10 protein-coding genes, 2 tRNA genes, 3 rRNA genes and 4 pseudogenes are annotated in these 17,461 nt (G+C 60.7%); 17 read left to right on the forward strand and 2 right to left on the reverse strand.

The features are described from left to right. Window positions 1–125 precede the first annotated feature (125 nt). From phnT to rrf, 14 genes and pseudogenes are all read left to right on the forward strand, one after another. Window positions 126–1,226, forward strand: a complete 1,101-nt coding sequence (gene phnT, locus B0G69_RS23555; RefSeq protein ID WP_121321492.1) for a 2-aminoethylphosphonate ABC transport system ATP-binding subunit PhnT — start codon at window positions 126–128, stop codon at window positions 1,224–1,226. Beyond that, window positions 1,204–2,154 (forward strand): 2-aminoethylphosphonate ABC transporter permease subunit, encoded by a 951-nt coding sequence (phnU, locus tag B0G69_RS23560; RefSeq protein ID WP_121321494.1) that lies wholly within the window; start codon window positions 1,204–1,206, stop codon window positions 2,152–2,154. Before phnT ends, phnU begins: the two co-directional genes overlap by 23 nt. Continuing rightward, window positions 2,144–3,007, forward strand: coding sequence for a 2-aminoethylphosphonate ABC transport system, membrane component PhnV (gene phnV, locus B0G69_RS23565; protein WP_121321495.1), 864 nt, complete (start codon window positions 2,144–2,146; stop codon window positions 3,005–3,007). Before phnU ends, phnV begins: the two co-directional genes overlap by 11 nt. Window positions 3,008–3,085: 78 nt before the next feature. After that, window positions 3,086–3,847, forward strand: coding sequence for a phosphonate utilization associated transcriptional regulator (locus B0G69_RS23570; RefSeq protein WP_121323846.1), 762 nt, complete (start codon window positions 3,086–3,088; stop codon window positions 3,845–3,847). Between the two features lie 73 nt (window positions 3,848–3,920). Further along, window positions 3,921–4,178: pseudogene (locus B0G69_RS42035) on the forward strand (alkaline phosphatase family protein); the annotation flags it as partial. 89 nt (window positions 4,179–4,267) lie between these two features. Beyond that, window positions 4,268–4,435, forward strand: coding sequence for a hypothetical protein (locus tag B0G69_RS42040; protein WP_241991450.1), 168 nt, complete (start codon window positions 4,268–4,270; stop codon window positions 4,433–4,435). After that, window positions 4,429–4,770: pseudogene (locus B0G69_RS42045) on the forward strand (aldehyde dehydrogenase family protein); the annotation flags it as partial. The gene B0G69_RS42040 and the pseudogene B0G69_RS42045, both read left to right, overlap by 7 nt. Window positions 4,771–4,779: 9 nt before the next feature. Beyond that, window positions 4,780–5,019: pseudogene (locus tag B0G69_RS42050) on the forward strand (aldehyde dehydrogenase family protein); the annotation flags it as partial. A gap of 4 nt (window positions 5,020–5,023) precedes the next feature. Continuing rightward, on the forward strand, window positions 5,024–5,584 hold the full coding sequence (locus B0G69_RS23585) for a phosphonate degradation HD-domain oxygenase (protein ID WP_121321497.1): 561 nt from the start codon (window positions 5,024–5,026) through the stop codon (window positions 5,582–5,584). Window positions 5,585–6,129: 545 nt separating this feature from the next. Next, window positions 6,130–7,662: ribosomal RNA gene (locus tag B0G69_RS23590) — 16S ribosomal RNA — on the forward strand. Between the two features lie 65 nt (window positions 7,663–7,727). After that, window positions 7,728–7,804, forward strand: a tRNA-Ile gene (locus B0G69_RS23595). A gap of 54 nt (window positions 7,805–7,858) precedes the next feature. Then, window positions 7,859–7,934, forward strand: a tRNA-Ala gene (locus B0G69_RS23600). Window positions 7,935–8,318: 384 nt separating this feature from the next. After that, a 23S ribosomal RNA gene (locus tag B0G69_RS23605) occupies window positions 8,319–11,199 on the forward strand. 200 nt (window positions 11,200–11,399) lie between these two features. Next, a 5S ribosomal RNA gene (gene rrf / locus B0G69_RS23610) occupies window positions 11,400–11,513 on the forward strand. The 16S, 23S and 5S rRNA genes sit together here with 2 tRNA genes alongside, the layout of an rRNA operon. Before the next feature lie 137 nt (window positions 11,514–11,650). Here rrf and B0G69_RS23615 read toward each other — a convergent pair. Then, window positions 11,651–11,908 (reverse strand): annotated as a pseudogene (locus B0G69_RS23615) (lipocalin family protein); the annotation flags it as partial. Between the two features lie 62 nt (window positions 11,909–11,970). Next, the gene (locus tag B0G69_RS23620; protein ID WP_121321499.1) at window positions 11,971–12,966 is read right to left on the reverse strand and encodes a LysR family transcriptional regulator; all 996 of its coding nucleotides are present in this window, start codon (window positions 12,964–12,966) and stop codon (window positions 11,971–11,973) included. A gap of 199 nt (window positions 12,967–13,165) precedes the next feature. Here B0G69_RS23620 and B0G69_RS23625 point away from each other — a divergent pair, with 199 nt between their 5' ends. The 3 genes from B0G69_RS23625 (at window position 13,166) to B0G69_RS23635 (ending at window position 17,434) form a co-directional block, all read left to right on the forward strand. Further along, the gene (locus tag B0G69_RS23625) at window positions 13,166–15,343 is read left to right on the forward strand and encodes an FUSC family protein (protein ID WP_121321501.1); all 2,178 of its coding nucleotides are present in this window, start codon (window positions 13,166–13,168) and stop codon (window positions 15,341–15,343) included. A gap of 152 nt (window positions 15,344–15,495) precedes the next feature. Beyond that, window positions 15,496–15,720 carry a hypothetical protein gene (locus B0G69_RS23630; protein ID WP_121321503.1) on the forward strand — a complete coding sequence of 75 codons (225 nt, stop codon included), beginning with the start codon at window positions 15,496–15,498 and terminating at the stop codon, window positions 15,718–15,720. A 199-nt stretch (window positions 15,721–15,919) separates the two neighbouring features. Further along, the gene (locus tag B0G69_RS23635) at window positions 15,920–17,434 is read left to right on the forward strand and encodes an acetyl-CoA hydrolase/transferase family protein (RefSeq protein WP_121321505.1); all 1,515 of its coding nucleotides are present in this window, start codon (window positions 15,920–15,922) and stop codon (window positions 17,432–17,434) included. Window positions 17,435–17,461: the final 27 nt, after the last annotated feature.

The following is a 17,461-nucleotide window of genomic DNA, read 5'->3' on the forward strand; positions in this document are numbered from 1 at the left end:
GCTTGCACGTCACGGAGTAACGTCATGCAGCGATGCAACTGCATGACGCAAAGAATCAGGCGGCGCCTTGCAGGAAAAAACGCGAGGCGCCGCGTCAGTAGCAATCTTGTTGGAGGATCAACCCGGTGAATACGGCCAGTCTTGCTCACCCCGGCGCGCTCGACGCCTCACCGGGCGCGCTCGGCGCTGCCCATTCGGACACGCCGGGCGGCGTGCAGATCGATCATCTGACGGTGCGCTTCGGCTCGCGCACGGTGCTCGACGATCTGTCGCTGACCATCCAGCGCGGCGAACTGCTTACCGTGCTCGGCCGCAGCGGTTGCGGCAAGACGACGTTGCTGCGTTTCATCGCCGGGTTCATCGAAGCGGACGGCCTCGCCGGCACGCTGACCGTGGCTGGCCACGATCTCACGCACGTGCCGCCGCACAAGCGCAATCTTGGTTTGCTGTTTCAGAGTTATGCGCTGTTCCCGCATCTGTCGGTGTTCGAGAACGTGGCCTTCGGGTTGCGCGCGCGCCGCACGCCGGCGCGCGACATCGCGCGGCGCGTCGCCGAGGCGTTGAAGCTCGTGCAACTGGGCGACGCCGGCCACGTGATGCCCGCGCAACTGTCGGGCGGCATGCAGCAGCGGGTGGCGCTCGCGCGCGCGCTCGTGATCGAGCCCGACGTGCTGCTGCTCGACGAACCGCTGTCCGCACTCGACGCCAATCTGCGTGCGTCGGTGCGTTCCGAACTCAAGTCGCTGCATGAGCGTTTGCCGAATTTGACGATCGTTTGCGTGACGCACGATCAGGACGACGCGCTCGTGCTATCCGACCGCACGCTGCTGATGCGCGACGGCCGCATCGCGCAACTGGGCACGCCGCAGCAACTGTACGACACACCGGCCGACGGCTTCGTCGCGCGTTATCTGGGCGCGGCCAATCTGTTGCCGCCGCAGATCGCGTTCGGCATGGACGACGTGCGTCATAACGTGCGCGATCGCGTCGCGTGTTTGCGTCCCGAGGCGCTGCGCATCGTGCCGCTCGGCGAGGGGCCGCTGCATGGCGCGATCGCATCGGTCGAATGGTACGGCGCGGTTTTGTCGGTCTCGGTCGTGCTCGACGCGCTGCCCGACGAGCCGGTGCTCGTCACCATGCAGCGCGGCCACGGCATGATGCCGGAGAAGGGCGCGCGTGTTTCCCTGCGTTACGAGGCTGACGATGTCGTCCTTATCAACCCCTGATACGTCCGCTGCGCTCGGCGCGGCCGACGCCGCTGCCGCCGCGCGCCGAATCGCGAGCGCGGCGGCGCATACGGCCGCGGTGAAGCGGCGCGAGCGCGCGGCGCAATGGCATCTGCTCTTCATCGCAGTAGTAGTGCTCGGACCGCTGGTCATCTATCCGCTCGTGCGGCTGGTGATGTTGAGTCTGACCGGCGCGCACGGTCCGAGCGTGCAGGCTTATGCCACCTTCTTCGGCAACCCCGAAACGCGCGGCGTGATCGGCACGACGCTGTGGATCCTGTTCGCGAGCGCGGGTCTCGCGTCGCTGCTCGGGGTGGCGCTCGCGTCGATCCTGTTCTTCAAGCCGTTTCCCGGCGCGCGGCTTATCACGCGTTTTCTCGAACTGTTCGTCGCGTTCCCGTCGTTTCTGGTCGCGTTCACGCTGATCTTTCTGTACGGCTCGCAGGGCTCGGTGAGCATCGGCTTGCAGCGGCTCTTCAATCTGCAGGCGCCGCCGCTCGACTTCCTGTTTGGCATCGGCGGCGTAATTCTCGCGGAAGTGGTGTTCTACGCGCCGTTCGTCGTACGTCCGACGCTGGCCTCGTTCGCGATGCTCGACCGACGGCTGATCGAAGCCGCCCGCAGCCTTGGCGCGAACGGCCTGATGGTCGCGTTCAAGGTGATCCTGCCGCTTGCGTGGCCGGGCATCGCGGCGGGCACGATCCTCTGTTTCCTGCTGACGCTCAACGAGTTCGGCATTCTGCTCGTGCTCGGCAGCGCGCATCTGATCACGCTGCCGGTGGCGATCTACAGTGCCGCCACCGTCGACCTCGATCTGCCGACCGCCGCCGCCGGCGCGGTCGTGATGCTGATGATGTCCCTGTCGCTGTACGCGTTGTATCGCCAGGTCAACCGTCGCAAGGCGAAAGGAGCGGGCCATGGCCGTTGAACTCGACCCGACAGTATTGCCGGTCATGCACAAGAAGGCACGGCCGGTGCGCCACAGTCTGCTGGTGCGCATGCTCGGCGGACTGTTTCTCGGCTTCGCCGCGCTGCTGTGCTTCTGGCTGTTCGTGCTGCCGGTGCTGGTGGTCGCGCTGTCGAGCGTGGCCGCGCACTGGTCCGGCACGATCCTGCCCGACGGCTTCAGCATGCGTTGGTTCGAGCGTCTCGGTTCGAGCGACTTCGACGCGCTGACGACCAGCCTCGAAATCGGCATGGGCGTCGCGGTGCTCGGCACGATCCTCGGATTGTGGCTCGCGCTCGCACTCGAAGGTCGCGACCGGCGGGGCCTCGGCGCCATCGTCGATACCGTCGCGATGATGCCCAACGGCGTGCCGAGCGTGGTGCTCGGTCTCGCCGTGCTAATCGCCTATCACAAACGGCCGGTGGATCTGTCGAGTTCGGCGGCGATCGTCGTGTTCGTGCAGCTCGCGCTCGTGCTGCCGTTCTGCTATCGCTGCGCGGCCGCGGCGTTGCGCCCGGAGCTGACGGTGCTGCGCGAAGCGGCGGCGAGCCTCGGTGCGCCGCCGTCGATGGTGTTGCGCCGCGTGGTGCTGCCGCAACTGGTGCCGGCGATCCGCGCCAGTCTCGCGCTCGGTTTCGCGCTGTCGCTCGGCGAACTCGGCGCCACGCTTACCGTGTACCCGCCGGGTTTCGCGACGGTGCCGATCGTCGTCGTCGGCCAGGTGGAGCGCGGCTATTACCTGCCGGCTTCCGCGCTGTCGCTGATTCTGCTGCTGGTCTCGCTGGCCGCACTGGTGTTGATCGCCGCGCGCGTTCCGCGCCGTCGGGTGGACTGACGCCCGCTTCCATGCCTGGGTGGGCGCGCCGTGGCCGCGCGCGGGCATCTTTCGATCGACGTGGCAAAATTTGTCAAAATGACCGAATATATGCGCACGGCTTCTGCCGATCCAATCGAGATGGTGCGTAGGCATTCGCTAACCACCTTGGTGCGCGACGAGATCGAGCGGCATATCGTCGAAGGTATGCTCGCGCCTGGCGACAAGCTCAACGAAGCCGATTGGGCGACGCGTCTGCGGGTGTCGCGCGGGCCGGTGCGCGAGGCGTTTCGCGCGCTGGAGCAGGCCGGGCTCGTGCGCACCGAGAAGAACCGTGGCGTCTTCGTGCGCACGGTGTCGCTGGCGGAAGCTGGCGAGATCTACGCGGTGCGCGCGGTGCTCGAAGAAGCCGCGTGCCGGATGCTGGCTGCGAGCATCGACGCGGGCCAACTGGCGGTGTTGCGTGACTGGTTCGATGCGATGCGCGCCGCAGCCGACTCGCGCGATCACGATGCGTACACGCGCGCGAACATGGCGTTTCACGACGCGCTGGTGGTGGCGTCGGGAAACCGGAAGTTGTATGAGACGTATCGCAGGCTCGTGAGCGAGTTGAGCCTCTTTCGTTGCGCTGCGCTGGCGATGCATGCCGGCGCGATGGAGCGTTCGCTGGCCGAGCACCGCGCGATTCTGACGGCGCTCGCGTCGCGCGACGCGGAGCATGCCGCGACGCTGATGCGCGCGCATGTGAACGGCGGCTTGCAGCGTGCGCATGCGACGTGCGCGGTGGCCGGTAGCGCGGCGAGCAAAGCGGTTGCCGCAGCACCGGCGAAATTGCCGCCCGCGCCGCTGCTGAACAATTGAATGATTGTTCGCTCAGGCGCGGCTGCAACGGATTGATGACAGCAAGCGTGCCGCGCACGCATGGAAGGCAACGATGGCAGGCTCAGGCGAACGCACGATCGAAGTCAACGGCCGCAGCTACCGGCTGCCTTTGCAAGCGACGGTCGTGGTACGCGTCGACGGCTGCGAGTCCGATTATCTCGACTCTGCGGTGGCGGCCGGCGTCGCACCGTTCATCGGCAAGATGCTCGCAGGCGGCGCGGCCTTCAAGGGCGACTGCGTGATCCCGTCGTTCACCAACCGGAACAACCTGTCGATCGTATGCGGCGTGCCGCCGTCGGTGCACGGCCTGAGGACCGCGTGGGCGATGTCGTCGTGGCCAGCACGAGACACGTCGTGCTCGGCACGCGGCGCGCGGAACATGACCTGTCCGGATTGACCGTGCCGTTGCGCTCGCACGGCGGGATTTCCGAGCAGGAAGTGCCGCTGCTGTTCAACCGGCGAGTTCAAGCGGGGCCGAACGGCGACGGTGCTGGCGGCGCCGACGGCAAGAGGCTGTGCAACGTCGATATCTTCGAGCTCGCGTTGAAGCGCGTGTCGATATTGTGAGCACGACGCTGCGGGACCATCCTGCTTTTCCGGGCGGAAGCGCTGCGGCTCGAAGGTGGACGCGCGACCCGTACGCGCACGTTCGACGTGTTCGATCCTTATACGGGCACGCGCGTGGGCACGGTCGCCGCAGGAGTGTCGACGACGAGCGTGCCGCGTTCGACTACGCGGCGCTCTATCAGCCGGCACTCACGCGCTACGGGCGTTCGCAGATTCTCGAGCGCGCGGCCGCGCTGCTGCGTGAGCGCACGGAGGATGCGTCGCATCTGAATTCGCTCGAATCGGGTTTGTCGAAGCAGGGTTCGCGGTACGAGATCGGCCGTGTGGCAGATGTTCAGGGTCGCATCCGGAATGGAACGTCGTTCGGGTTGCGCACGCGTATGTGTACGAACCGGTAGGGTGCGATCACGCGCCTCATCAACGAATTGCGCGGGGGCGGTCAACGTGTGGGAAGTGCCGGGCTGCCGGATCGAGCTGACGCCATGCGTCGGCATCAAGGTCGCAGGGCTTGGCTACAAGGAAGGCGTTCGGAAGCGATGAAGAGCTTCACCAATCTGAAGAACTTTTTATTACCGTGGGAGTGACAGCGTGGCATTGAGTTTGAACGACATTCGTTTGCTGTTCGAGCGGTACGGAGAACTGGCCTATAGCGGCGAACCGGTGACGCAACTTGAGCATGCGTTGCAGAGCGGTGCGTTGGCCGAGGCGGAGGGCGCTGCCGACGAGCTGATCGCCGCCGCGTTCTTGCACGACCTCGGGCATTTGCTGAATCTGCAAGGCGAGACGCCGACCGAGCGGGGCATCGACGATCTGCATCAGTATTTCGCGCTGCCGTTCTTGCGGCCGGTGCTGCCGGATGCGGTGCTGGAGCCGATCCGCTTGCACGTCGACGCGAAGCGCTGCCTGTGCGCGATCGACGAGACGTATTTGGGCCAGCTCTCGGCCGATTCGGTGCGGAGTCTGGAATTGCAGGGTGGCATCTTCAGCAAGGAGGAGGCCGAGGCGTTTTTGCGGAAGCCCTACGCGGAAGATGCGCTACGTTTGCGGAGATGGGACGATCGCGCAAAAGAACAGAATCGCGCGACGCCGGGTATCGATCATTATCTGGATGTGGTCGAGCGGGCGATGCGCAAACATGTGGATGCGTGAGTCGGTGTTTCTGCTTGCACTCGATCTGAAGGAGCCTGCGGTCGAGGAACCGCGCCGCATAGAAAAGACGCCTTGAACAAAGTTTGAGATAACGCTTGCAAGTCCTCCTGGGGCTCGCTAGAATTCCGCTCTTTCGTGCTTCGGATGCCGGGGCACGGAGAAGCGGGAAAGCCAGCAGTGGCAAGGCTTCCAGCGCGGTGGGCAGGTTGGGCAAGTGATAAAAACCTGTTGACGCTGCTGCGAAAGTTCTCCATAATCTCGTTTCTCTGCTGCGGATGCAGCGACGCAGAACGACGCGGTGCCGGGTGGTTGAAGTGGGTGCTGTGCGTGAGCGGATCGATCTTTAAAAATTAACAGCCGATAAGTGTGGGCGCTTGATGCGGGACGCGACGGTGGATTCTGCGGAATCTGCCGTAAAAGCGGAAGTATCAAGTCTCACACAGTAATGAAAGGAAGGTTTGACCATCGGGAGATGGTCGGACACTTCGTCAGTACGTTGAGTGAGCGACCGGTTTCGAAAGAGACCGAAAAACAGTAACAGGTTTGAACTGAAGAGTTTGATCCTGGCTCAGATTGAACGCTGGCGGCATGCCTTACACATGCAAGTCGGACGGCAGCACGGACTTCGGTCTGGTGGCGAGTGGCGAACGGGTGAGTAATACATCGGAACGTGTCCTGGAGTGGGGGATAGCCCGGCGAAAGCCGGATTAATACCGCATACGCTCTGCGGAGGAAAGCGGGGGATCTTTCGGGACCTCGCGCTCAAGGGGCGGCCGATGGCAGATTAGCTAGTTGGTGGGGTAAAGGCCTACCAAGGCGACGATCTGTAGCTGGTCTGAGAGGACGACCAGCCACACTGGGACTGAGACACGGCCCAGACTCCTACGGGAGGCAGCAGTGGGGAATTTTGGACAATGGGCGCAAGCCTGATCCAGCAATGCCGCGTGTGTGAAGAAGGCCTTCGGGTTGTAAAGCACTTTTGTCCGGAAAGAAATCCTTTGGGCGAATACCCTGGGGGGATGACGGTACCGGAAGAATAAGCACCGGCTAACTACGTGCCAGCAGCCGCGGTAATACGTAGGGTGCAAGCGTTAATCGGAATTACTGGGCGTAAAGCGTGCGCAGGCGGTTCGCTAAGACAGATGTGAAATCCCCGGGCTTAACCTGGGAACTGCATTTGTGACTGGCGGGCTAGAGTATGGCAGAGGGGGGTAGAATTCCACGTGTAGCAGTGAAATGCGTAGAGATGTGGAGGAATACCGATGGCGAAGGCAGCCCCCTGGGCCAATACTGACGCTCATGCACGAAAGCGTGGGGAGCAAACAGGATTAGATACCCTGGTAGTCCACGCCCTAAACGATGTCAACTAGTTGTCGGGTCTTCATTGACTTGGTAACGTAGCTAACGCGTGAAGTTGACCGCCTGGGGAGTACGGTCGCAAGATTAAAACTCAAAGGAATTGACGGGGACCCGCACAAGCGGTGGATGATGTGGATTAATTCGATGCAACGCGAAAAACCTTACCTACCCTTGACATGTATGGAACCTGGCCGAGAGGCCGGGGTGCCCGAAAGGGAGCCATAACACAGGTGCTGCATGGCTGTCGTCAGCTCGTGTCGTGAGATGTTGGGTTAAGTCCCGCAACGAGCGCAACCCTTGTCCCTAGTTGCTACGCAAGAGCACTCCAGGGAGACTGCCGGTGACAAACCGGAGGAAGGTGGGGATGACGTCAAGTCCTCATGGCCCTTATGGGTAGGGCTTCACACGTCATACAATGGTCGGAACAGAGGGTTGCCAAGCCGCGAGGCGGAGCCAATCCCAGAAAACCGATCGTAGTCCGGATCGCACTCTGCAACTCGGGTGCGTGAAGCTGGAATCGCTAGTAATCGCGGATCAGCATGCCGCGGTGAATACGTTCCCGGGTCTTGTACACACCGCCCGTCACACCATGGGAGTGGGTTTCACCAGAAGTAGGTAGCCTAACCGCAAGGAGGGCGCTTACCACGGTGGGATTCATGACTGGGGTGAAGTCGTAACAAGGTAGCCGTATCGGAAGGTGCGGCTGGATCACCTCCTTTCTCGAGCTCGCGCGTCAGAAGTGTTGAGCGCTCACGCTTATCGGCTGTGAAAAAGACAGACTCAGGGGTCTGTAGCTCAGCCGGTTAGAGCACCGTCTTGATAAGGCGGGGGTCGATGGTTCGAATCCATCCAGACCCACCAAAGTCTTGTCTGGTGAGCTGACCGGCTAAAAACCTCTGGGGTATCTGCATGACTGGGGGATTAGCTCAGCTGGGAGAGCACCTGCTTTGCAAGCAGGGGGTCGTCGGTTCGATCCCGTCATCCTCCACCAATCCTCAATGCTGGTTTGTCTGCATGCGCTAACGGGAGTTGGCGGTGTAGTGAAACAAGCATTGGCGATTGAGCCAGTCAGAGCGATACGCAATCAGGGATTGCGCGATCGGCTGTCGTTCTTTAACAATCAGGAAGAAGTAGTAAAGAGATTCACGAAAGCCTGCCTGGAGATGGGGAGGTGAGTAGGTGAATCAGGGTTGTGATTGTATCAATGTATTTTTTAAGTGATCGAAAGATTGCTTTGGAATACGGCGCAACACGAATACTCAACCTGTAGCGGAATGTGAACTGGAGAGTCCTTCGGGAACCTTGTCCCCTTCGGGGATGAGCCCCGCGTAAGCGCTAAAGCGCTAACGCGGGCCGCAAGACACACCCGTTATAGGGTCAAGCGAACAAGTGCATGTGGTGGATGCCTTGGCGATCACAGGCGATGAAGGACGCGGTAGCCTGCGAAAAGCTTCGGGGAGCTGGCAAACGAGCTTTGATCCGAAGATGTCCGAATGGGGAAACCCACTCCGAATGGAGTATCCATGACTGAATCCATAGGTCATGCGAAGCGAACGCGGTGAACTGAAACATCTAAGTAACCGCAGGAAAAGAAATCAACCGAGATTCCCAGAGTAGTGGCGAGCGAAATGGGACCAGCCTGTACTCTTTATCTTCACTGTTAGCTGAAGGCTCTGGAAAGTGCTGCCATAGCGGGTGATAGCCCCGTAAGCGAAAACAGCGAGGAAGAACTGGGTGTACGAGAAGTAGGGCGGGACACGTGAAATCCTGTCTGAAGATGGGGGGACCATCCTCCAAGGCTAAATACTCGTGATCGACCGATAGTGAACCAGTACCGTGAGGGAAAGGCGAAAAGAACCCCGGGAGGGGAGTGAAACAGATCCTGAAACCGCATGCATACAAACAGTCGGAGCCTTCGCAAGGGGGTGACGGCGTACCTTTTGTATAATGGGTCAGCGACTTACATTCAGTGGCAAGCTTAACCGATTAGGGCAGGCGTAGCGAAAGCGAGTCCGAACAGGGCGTTCAGTCGCTGGGTGTAGACCCGAAACCAGGTGATCTATCCATGGCCAGGATGAAGGTGCGGTAACACGTACTGGAGGTCCGAACCCACTAACGTTGAAAAGTTAGGGGATGAGCTGTGGATAGGGGTGAAAGGCTAAACAAACCTGGAAATAGCTGGTTCTCTCCGAAAACTATTTAGGTAGTGCCTCGTGTATCACCTTCGGGGGTAGAGCACTGTCATGGTTGTGGGGTCCATTGCGGATTACTACGCCATAGCAAACTCCGAATACCGAAGAGTGCAATCACGGGAGACAGACATCGGGTGCTAACGTCCGGTGTCAAGAGGGAAACAACCCAGACCGCCAGCTAAGGTCCCCAAATATTGCTAAGTGGGAAACGAAGTGGGAAGGCTAAAACAGTCAGGAGGTTGGCTTAGAAGCAGCCATCCTTTAAAGAAAGCGTAATAGCTCACTGATCGAGTCGTCCTGCGCGGAAGATGTAACGGGGCTAAGCAATATACCGAAGCTGCGGATGCACATTTATGTGCATGGTAGGAGAGCGTTCCGTAAGCCTGCGAAGGTGCACTGGAAAGTGTGCTGGAGGTATCGGAAGTGCGAATGCTGACATGAGTAGCGATAAAGGGGGTGAAAGGCCCCCTCGCCGTAAGCCCAAGGTTTCCTACGCAACGTTCATCGGCGTAGGGTGAGTCGGCCCCTAAGGCGAGGCAGAAATGCGTAGCTGATGGGAAGCAGGTTAATATTCCTGCACCATTGTTAAATGCGATGGGGGGACGGATCGCGGAAGGTTGTCCGGGTGTTGGAAGTCCCGGTCCTTGCATTGGAGAAGGCGCTTTGGCAAATCCGGGCGCGTAATTCAAGGGTGCGAGGCCATTCACTTCGGTGAAGAAGCAACTGGAAGTGGTTCCAAGAAAAGCCTCTAAGCTTCAGTTTAACAGGACCGTACCGCAAACCGACACAGGTGGGCGAGATGAGTATTCTAAGGCGCTTGAGAGAACTCGGGAGAAGGAACTCGGCAAATTGGTACCGTAACTTCGGGATAAGGTACGCCCCGGTAGCCTGACTGGCCTGCGCCAGAAGGGTGAAGGGGTTGCAATAAACTGGTGGCTGCGACTGTTTAATAAAAACACAGCACTCTGCAAACACGAAAGTGGACGTATAGGGTGTGACGCCTGCCCGGTGCCGGAAGATTAAATGATGGGGTGCAAGCTCCTGATTGAAGTCCCGGTAAACGGCGGCCGTAACTATAACGGTCCTAAGGTAGCGAAATTCCTTGTCGGGTAAGTTCCGACCTGCACGAATGGCGTAACGATGGCCACACTGTCTCCTCCCGAGACTCAGCGAAGTTGAAGTGTTTGTGATGATGCAATCTCCCCGCGGCTAGACGGAAAGACCCCATGAACCTTTACTGTAGCTTTGCATTGGACTTTGAACCGGTCTGTGTAGGATAGGTGGGAGGCTGTGAAGCGTGGACGCCAGTCTGCGTGGAGCCGACCTTGAAATACCACCCTGGTCTGTTTGAGGTTCTAACCTTGGCCCGTGATCCGGGTCGGGGACAGTGCATGGTAGGCAGTTTGACTGGGGCGGTCTCCTCCCAAAGTGTAACGGAGGAGTACGAAGGTACGCTAGGTACGGTCGGAAATCGTGCTGATAGTGCAATGGCATAAGCGTGCTTAACTGCGAGACCGACAAGTCGAGCAGGTGCGAAAGCAGGTCATAGTGATCCGGTGGTTCTGTATGGAAGGGCCATCGCTCAACGGATAAAAGGTACTCTGGGGATAACAGGCTGATACCGCCCAAGAGTTCATATCGACGGCGGTGTTTGGCACCTCGATGTCGGCTCATCTCATCCTGGGGCTGTAGCCGGTCCCAAGGGTATGGCTGTTCGCCATTTAAAGAGGTACGTGAGCTGGGTTTAAAACGTCGTGAGACAGTTTGGTCCCTATCTGCCGTGGGCGCTGGATATTTGAAGGGGGCTGCTCCTAGTACGAGAGGACCGGAGTGGACGAACCTCTGGTGTACCGGTTGTCACGCCAGTGGCATCGCCGGGTAGCTATGTTCGGAAGAGATAACCGCTGAAAGCATCTAAGCGGGAAACTCGCCTTAAGATGAGATATCCCCGGGGCTTCGAGCCCCTTGAAGGGTCGTTCAAGACCAGGACGTTGATAGGTCAGGTGTATAAGCGCAGTAATGCGTTAAGCTAACTGATACTAATTGCCCGTAAGGCTTGATCCTATAACAGGTGTGTTTTGCGATGACCGTCAGTGCTTCGGCACTTATGGACATCCCACCCCCGAAAGGGGTAACAGACACCCAGGTTGAGATCAGTGTTGTGCCTCGAACAACACAGCCCGCCTCCTCTGGTGAGCATCACCAGACACTACTTCTTCCCGATTGGTTGTGTTGCTCCGCGAGCAGCACGACAACAAGTCATGCCTGATGACCACAGCGAGTCGGTCCCACCCCTTCCCATCCCGAACAGGACCGTGAAACGACTCCACGCCGATGATAGTGCGGATTACCCGTGTGAAAGTAGGTAATCGTCAGGCTCCCCAGCAGCAACAGAAACCCCACCCCCAAAAGGTGGGGTTTCTGCGTTTACGGCGCGGCAGGGCACCGGACGGAATAGAGGACAACGGCCCGGGCAGGCGCTTCGCGCGTTGCTCCGGACCGGCACGCCAGCCCCTCAGCGTTTCCCGATCCGCAGCGCATCCGCGTAACCGGTCAGCTCGAGATAGCCCCGTCCCGTCCCGTCACCTTCGCGACTCACCTTCACCGCCCCTTCCCAGTACACCGCGCCCGTTGACTGCCGCGAATCGAGCTCCTGATCGTCCATCAGCGGATCCAGTCGCCACCTCAGCGTCCCTGTTCTGACGGCCATCGAAACGGGATACAGCGTGTTCGTGCGCGTAGAGCGCCAGGTGTGCACCGGTGTGAATTCGAGCGGACACATCTTCGGCGCCGCCACACCAACATCCAGCCAACGGCGCTCATCGTCATCTCAACTCACTGGGTCGCGATATCCCCGTGGCCGCTTCCCGCAACAGGCAACTCACTATCACCAGCCTCCGCTTGCCCAACTTCAGCAAGCAACGCCTCATCGCGCGCAATCACCGTCGGCAGGTGTGTTCGCAAAAACTCGACCCAGGTCCGAGTCTTTGCATCGATGAACTTGCGCGATGGATACAGCGCATAGACATTCATCTTTTGCAGCGTATAGTCCGGCAATACCCGCACTAATGAGCCATCACGCAACCCGGAGATGGCCGAGTAAAGCGGCACCATGCCGATACCCATGCCTTCACGAATCGCCACGATCAACGATTCCGCGATGTTCACCTGCACAGGACCGTTCACCACCATCGTTTCACTGCCATGCGGGCCGTCCAGCACCCATTCGTGCGGCGGAAAGGCCGGCGTATGCAGAATCAGACATTCGTGATGCGCCAGATCGGCCGGTGTCCGCGGGGCGCCGTGCGCGCGCGTATAGGCGGGCGACGCGCACAGGATGCTGAAAGTCGTCCCCAGTGGCAGCGATACGAGATCCGAGTTCGGTAGAGTCGACGCTCCGATCACCGCGACATCGGCGCTGCCTTCGAAAAGATCAGGCATGCGTTGCGACAACGACAACTCGACGGTCACCTCCGGGTAAAGCGCGCGATAACGCGAAATAGCCGGCAACAAGTAATGCTGACCGATGCTCGCGAAGCTATGCATGCGCAATGCGCCTGCCGGACGCTCGTGCGCGCAACTGGCTTCTTCTTCCGCGGTGTCGATATCCGCAAGTATTTGCTGCGAGCGCTTCAGATAACGCTCGCCGGCAGTGGTCAGCGCGAGCCGTCGCGTCGAACGGTTCAATAGGCGCGTACGCAGATGCGCCTCGAGTTCGGAGACTGCGCGTGACATAGCGCCCGTCGTCGAATTGAGCGACTGCGCGGCCGCGGTAAAGCTACCGGCCTCAACCACGCGCACGAACACTCGCATATTTTGTAACGTATCCATCAATCCTTCTATTTCACGGCAGAAGCCGTATTGTCCGCCTGTCTCGTACCCGCATTGTTGTCCGTTCTGGAAGAGACGTTCCTTGCCGGTGCCCTTAATGCGCACATAGCATGCTCCTAAAATCGGCGCCTTGCCTGCCGGTGTGCGCAGTCTTCGCCGGCGCTTCTTTCAGCGACCAACCGCGGCGCATTGCCTTCAGATGAAACGCAATCATGCGATCAAACCGACGGACTGCTTCCGCTTGTGGAGCACCCTGTGGCAGGTGTTCAGCCGGCGAAGCTTCGGTCCCGCCATTCGCGACTGGGCGAACAGCGATGGCCTGACCTGGCTGCATCTGCTGAAAACGGTCACCGCCGGTCTGCTGGCGCTGGGCATCGCGATGCTGCTCGACCTGCCGCAACCGCGCATTGCGATGACCACGGTGTTCGTGCTGATGCAACCGTTCAGCGGAATGGTACTCGCCAAGGGTTTCTACCGCATTCTCGGGACGGCGGTGGGGACAGTCGCCGCCATCGTGCTCGGCGCATTGTTCGTCCAACAGCCCGAGTTGTACATGCTCGGCATGATCGGGTGGGTGAGCGCGTGCATTGCCGCGGCAGTCCGATATCGGCATTTCAGATGGTACGGTTTTGTGCTGGCGGGTTACACCGCAGCTTTGATTGGCATTCCGAACGTTACCGCGCCGGACGCCCTGTTTCTTGCGGCGCTCACACGTGCCGCGGAAGTGGCAGTCGGCATTATCTGCTCGAGTGCGGTGAGTGCGCTGATCGTGCCGCAGCGCTCCAGCCTCGCACTGGGCCACGCCTTGCGGATCCGGTATGCGAATTTTACGGTGTTCGCCGCGCAGGTGCTGGGCTGCGGAATCGAGCGTGGTCAATTTGAGCGACGCTTTGCGGACATGGTCGACGAGATCGTCGGTTTCGAGGCAACGCGCTCGTTCGCCGCCTTTGAAGATCCCGCGATGCGTTCTCGCCGTCAACACCTCGGCCGCCTGAACGGCGAATTCATGGATGCATGCGCGCGTTTGCACGCGCTGCATCAACTGCTCAAACGTCTGCGCACAAATGGCTCGGCGCCGACGCTCGCCGCAATCAGGCCGTACTTCGATGAGCTGTCCACGCTGTTGGCGCCACGACTGGAAACGACCCTTGAAGCCTCAGGCGTAGCGGCGCGCTTGCGCCTCTTTCAGGCGGGCCTGCCACGCCGTGTGCGCGAAACGAGGCGGCCGCTGGAACCCGTGCTCGTCGAATCGCTGGCCGACTTCGATACGGCAGCGGAACTGCTATACCGCTTCGTCGACGAATGGATTCGCTACTCGGAGACCTACGCGTCGCTGGCGCGGCGCAAACCGGTCGGCTCGCAGCGCGACTTCAGCCGCTATGTGAGCCGGACGAACAGCTTCGTCGTCGCATTTGCGTTTGTCCGCTCCGCTGTGGCGATGGCCATCGTCGGCTGGTTCTGGATTGCAACCGACTGGCCGAGCGGCGGCTTTGCCGTGATCGGCACGGCGCTGGCGTGCGCGCTCACCTCGACCTCGCCGAACGCGACGAAAATGGCCCTGCAGATGGCGGTCGGCGCCATGTTTGCGACGATGACCGGCTATCTCTTCACATGCTACGTGTATCCCAACATCGATGGCTTCCCGCTGCTATGCATAACGCTCGCACCATTGCTCGCACTAGGCGCGTTCATCGCGACACGCAAGCATGCCGCCGGATACGGCATCGGCTTCTCAGTATTTTTCTGCCTGCTCGCGGGGCCGGACAATGTCGTCACCTATGCGCCGGATCTGCTCATCAACAACGGCATTGCGCTCACTGCGTCGATGCTGCTCGCCGCGATCGTCTTTGCGGTGGTTTTTCCCGCCGACATGCCTTGGCTCATCGAGCGGATCATGGGCGACTTGCGTGCGCAAGCGGTGTCCGCCTGCAAGGGCGAATTGCGCGGACTCAGCCAGCGCTTCCAGTCGGGCACGCATGATCTGACCTCGCAACTGCGAATGCTCCTGACGCGGCGATCCCGTCGCCGTCGCGATGCATTGCGCTGGATGCTCGCCACGCTCGAAGCCGGTCGCGCTGCGATCGATCTGCGCAACGAAACGGCGTACGCCGCCTATGCACACGCGCTCCATCCACGTTGGCACAGCGCGATCGAGCGCACCTGCGATGACCTCGCACAACTCTTCGAGCGGCCAGACACACGCGCGCTCGAACGTGCGCTCACCTCCGTGCGCTCGGCCACGTGGATTGCGCAGGACATACTGCAAACGGTGCACGCGGATCGCGACAGACGCCACGATTTGCAGCGCATCCTGAGCTGCCTGCACTTCATTCGTACCGCACTGCTCGACAAGGACGCGCCGTTCAACGCGCGTTGAACGCCGGGCTTTGACGCGCTCGCTGCGCCGATTCCCACTGATCCTTCCGCGAGCTGGAAGGATGACTTTCTGGCAGGCCGCTTTATCAGCGTAGGTGACGGTCATATAGTTTCATCACTGCCACGCAGTCGCCGTAAGTACTGGAGAACGAGATGAAAGTGTTGAAGATTGTCCTTATAGCCTGTTCTTTGTCCGCCGCCGTCGCCCATGCGCAAACTGCGCCCGCGGCAGCCGCGGCACCGGAGCAACAGGTTGCGCAAGCCGACGCGCCGCGCACGAGCAACGTCGTCGCACCGAAGCGCAGCACCGCGCCGAAGGCCAGGCTGGAGGAGTGCGTCGGTCCTGTGAGCTTCTGCAGCATCTATTTCGGCAGCTAAAGCCAGGCATGCGCCGCATGCAACACCTGAAGTATTTGCAAGACCCGTCGCGAGCACGTCGCCCGCGATGAAACACCAGGCCGCGACGCCGTCCAATCGAGACGCCGCGGCGGGTGCGGCAATCCGGCTATTGAGCGAAGCACACCGCAGACGTGCGCACCGGTAGACTGGATCGATGACTATGGAGAGACTGAGTTTCATGTACGAAGACCGGATTCGTTGTGCCGCGCTGCGCGGAAAGATCACCTCGGCTGCACAAGCGGCGTTGCTGATTCAGGACGGCATGCGCGTCGGCGCCAGCGGTTTCACGCGCGCGGGCGACGCGAAGGCCGTGCCGGTTGCGCTTGCGCAACGGGCCCGTGAGGAAGGCAAGCCGCTGCGTATCACGTTGATGACGGGAGCCTCGCTCGGTCACGACGCGGACCGCATGCTCACCGAGGCGCACGTACTCGCACGCCGTCTGCCGTTCCAGGTGGACAAGACCTTGCGCGACGCGATCAATCGCGGCGAAGTCATGTTCGTCGATCAGCATTTGTCCGAAACGGTCGAGATGCTGCGCGCAAATCAGCTCGGCAAACTCGATGTCGCGATTATCGAAGCGGCCGCGATCACCGAGACCGGCGGCATCGTGCCGACGACCTCGGTCGGCAATTCGGCCAGCTTCGCGATCCTCGCCGACAAGGTGATCGTCGAAATCAATCTCGCGCAGCCGCTCGCGCTCGAAGGGCTGCACGACATCTGGATTCCGGGCCGCAGGCCGAACCGCGAGCCGCTGCCCATCGTTCATGCGCACGATCGCATCGGCACGCCGGCCATCGAGATTCCGATCGAGAAGATTGCGGCGATCGTCATCACCGATAAGGCCGACAGTTCGTCGACGGTGCTGCCGGCGGACGAGGAGACCGAGCTAATCGCCGGTCATCTGATTGAATTCTTCCAGCACGAAGTATCGCGCGCTCGCATGCCCAGGCAGTTGCCGCCGTTGCAGGCCGGCATTGGCACGATTGCGAACGCGGTGCTGGCAGGGTTCGTCGATTCGCCTTTCGACGCCTTCGAAATTTACTCAGAAGTACTGCAGGATTCGACCTTTGATCTGATGGACGCAGGTAAGGTGACGTTCGCCTCAGGGGCGTCGATCACGTTGTCGGCCGCGCGGCAGGCGCAGGTGTTCGGCGAACTCGAACGCTATCGCGATCGTCTCGTCCTGCGTCCGCAGGAAGTGAGCAATCATCCTGAAGTCATTCGCCGGCTCGGGCTGATCGCGTTGAACACGGCGCTCGAACTGGACATCTACGGCAACGTAAATTCCACGCATGTGGGCGGCACGCACATGATGAACGGCATCGGCGGCTCGGGCGACTTTGCGCGCAACGCGTCGTGTGCGGTTTTCGCCACCAAGTCGACCGCGAAGGACGGCCGCATTTCGAGCATCGTACCCATGGTGCCGCATTGCGATCACAACGAGCACGACGTCGACGTGGTCGTGACGGAGCGGGGGCTCGCCGATCTGCGCGGCCTGGCGCCGCGCGAGCGGGCGACGTTGATCATCGAAAACTGTGCGCATCCGTCGTATCGCGATCTGCTGCGAGACTACTATCGGGACGCGTTGCAAGGAGGAGGGCAGACGCCGCATCGGTTGGACCAGGCTTTCGCCTGGCATGCGCGGCTGCGTGACACCGGCTCGATGTTGCCGGCAATGGAAGCAGTGCTTTAAAGCAATGTGGCGTCAGGTGGCGTTCGC

Source organism: Paraburkholderia sp. RAU2J, from assembly GCF_003634845.1.
GTDB lineage: Bacteria > Pseudomonadota > Gammaproteobacteria > Burkholderiales > Burkholderiaceae > Paraburkholderia > Paraburkholderia fynbosensis.

Coding starts and splice junctions, on each gene's coding strand:
- phnU (WP_121321494.1), top strand. CDS start 1,204: ATGTCGTCCTTATCAACCCCTGATACGTCCGCTGCGCTCGGCGCGGCC.
- phnV (WP_121321495.1), top strand. CDS start 2,144: ATGGCCGTTGAACTCGACCCGACAGTATTGCCGGTCATGCACAAGAAG.
- B0G69_RS23570 (WP_121323846.1), top strand. CDS start 3,086: ATGACCGAATATATGCGCACGGCTTCTGCCGATCCAATCGAGATGGTG.
- B0G69_RS23620 (WP_121321499.1), bottom strand. CDS start 12,966: ATGGATACGTTACAAAATATGCGAGTGTTCGTGCGCGTGGTTGAGGCC.
- B0G69_RS23625 (WP_121321501.1), top strand. CDS start 13,166: ATGAAACGCAATCATGCGATCAAACCGACGGACTGCTTCCGCTTGTGG.
- B0G69_RS23630 (WP_121321503.1), top strand. CDS start 15,496: ATGAAAGTGTTGAAGATTGTCCTTATAGCCTGTTCTTTGTCCGCCGCC.
- B0G69_RS23635 (WP_121321505.1), top strand. CDS start 15,920: ATGTACGAAGACCGGATTCGTTGTGCCGCGCTGCGCGGAAAGATCACC.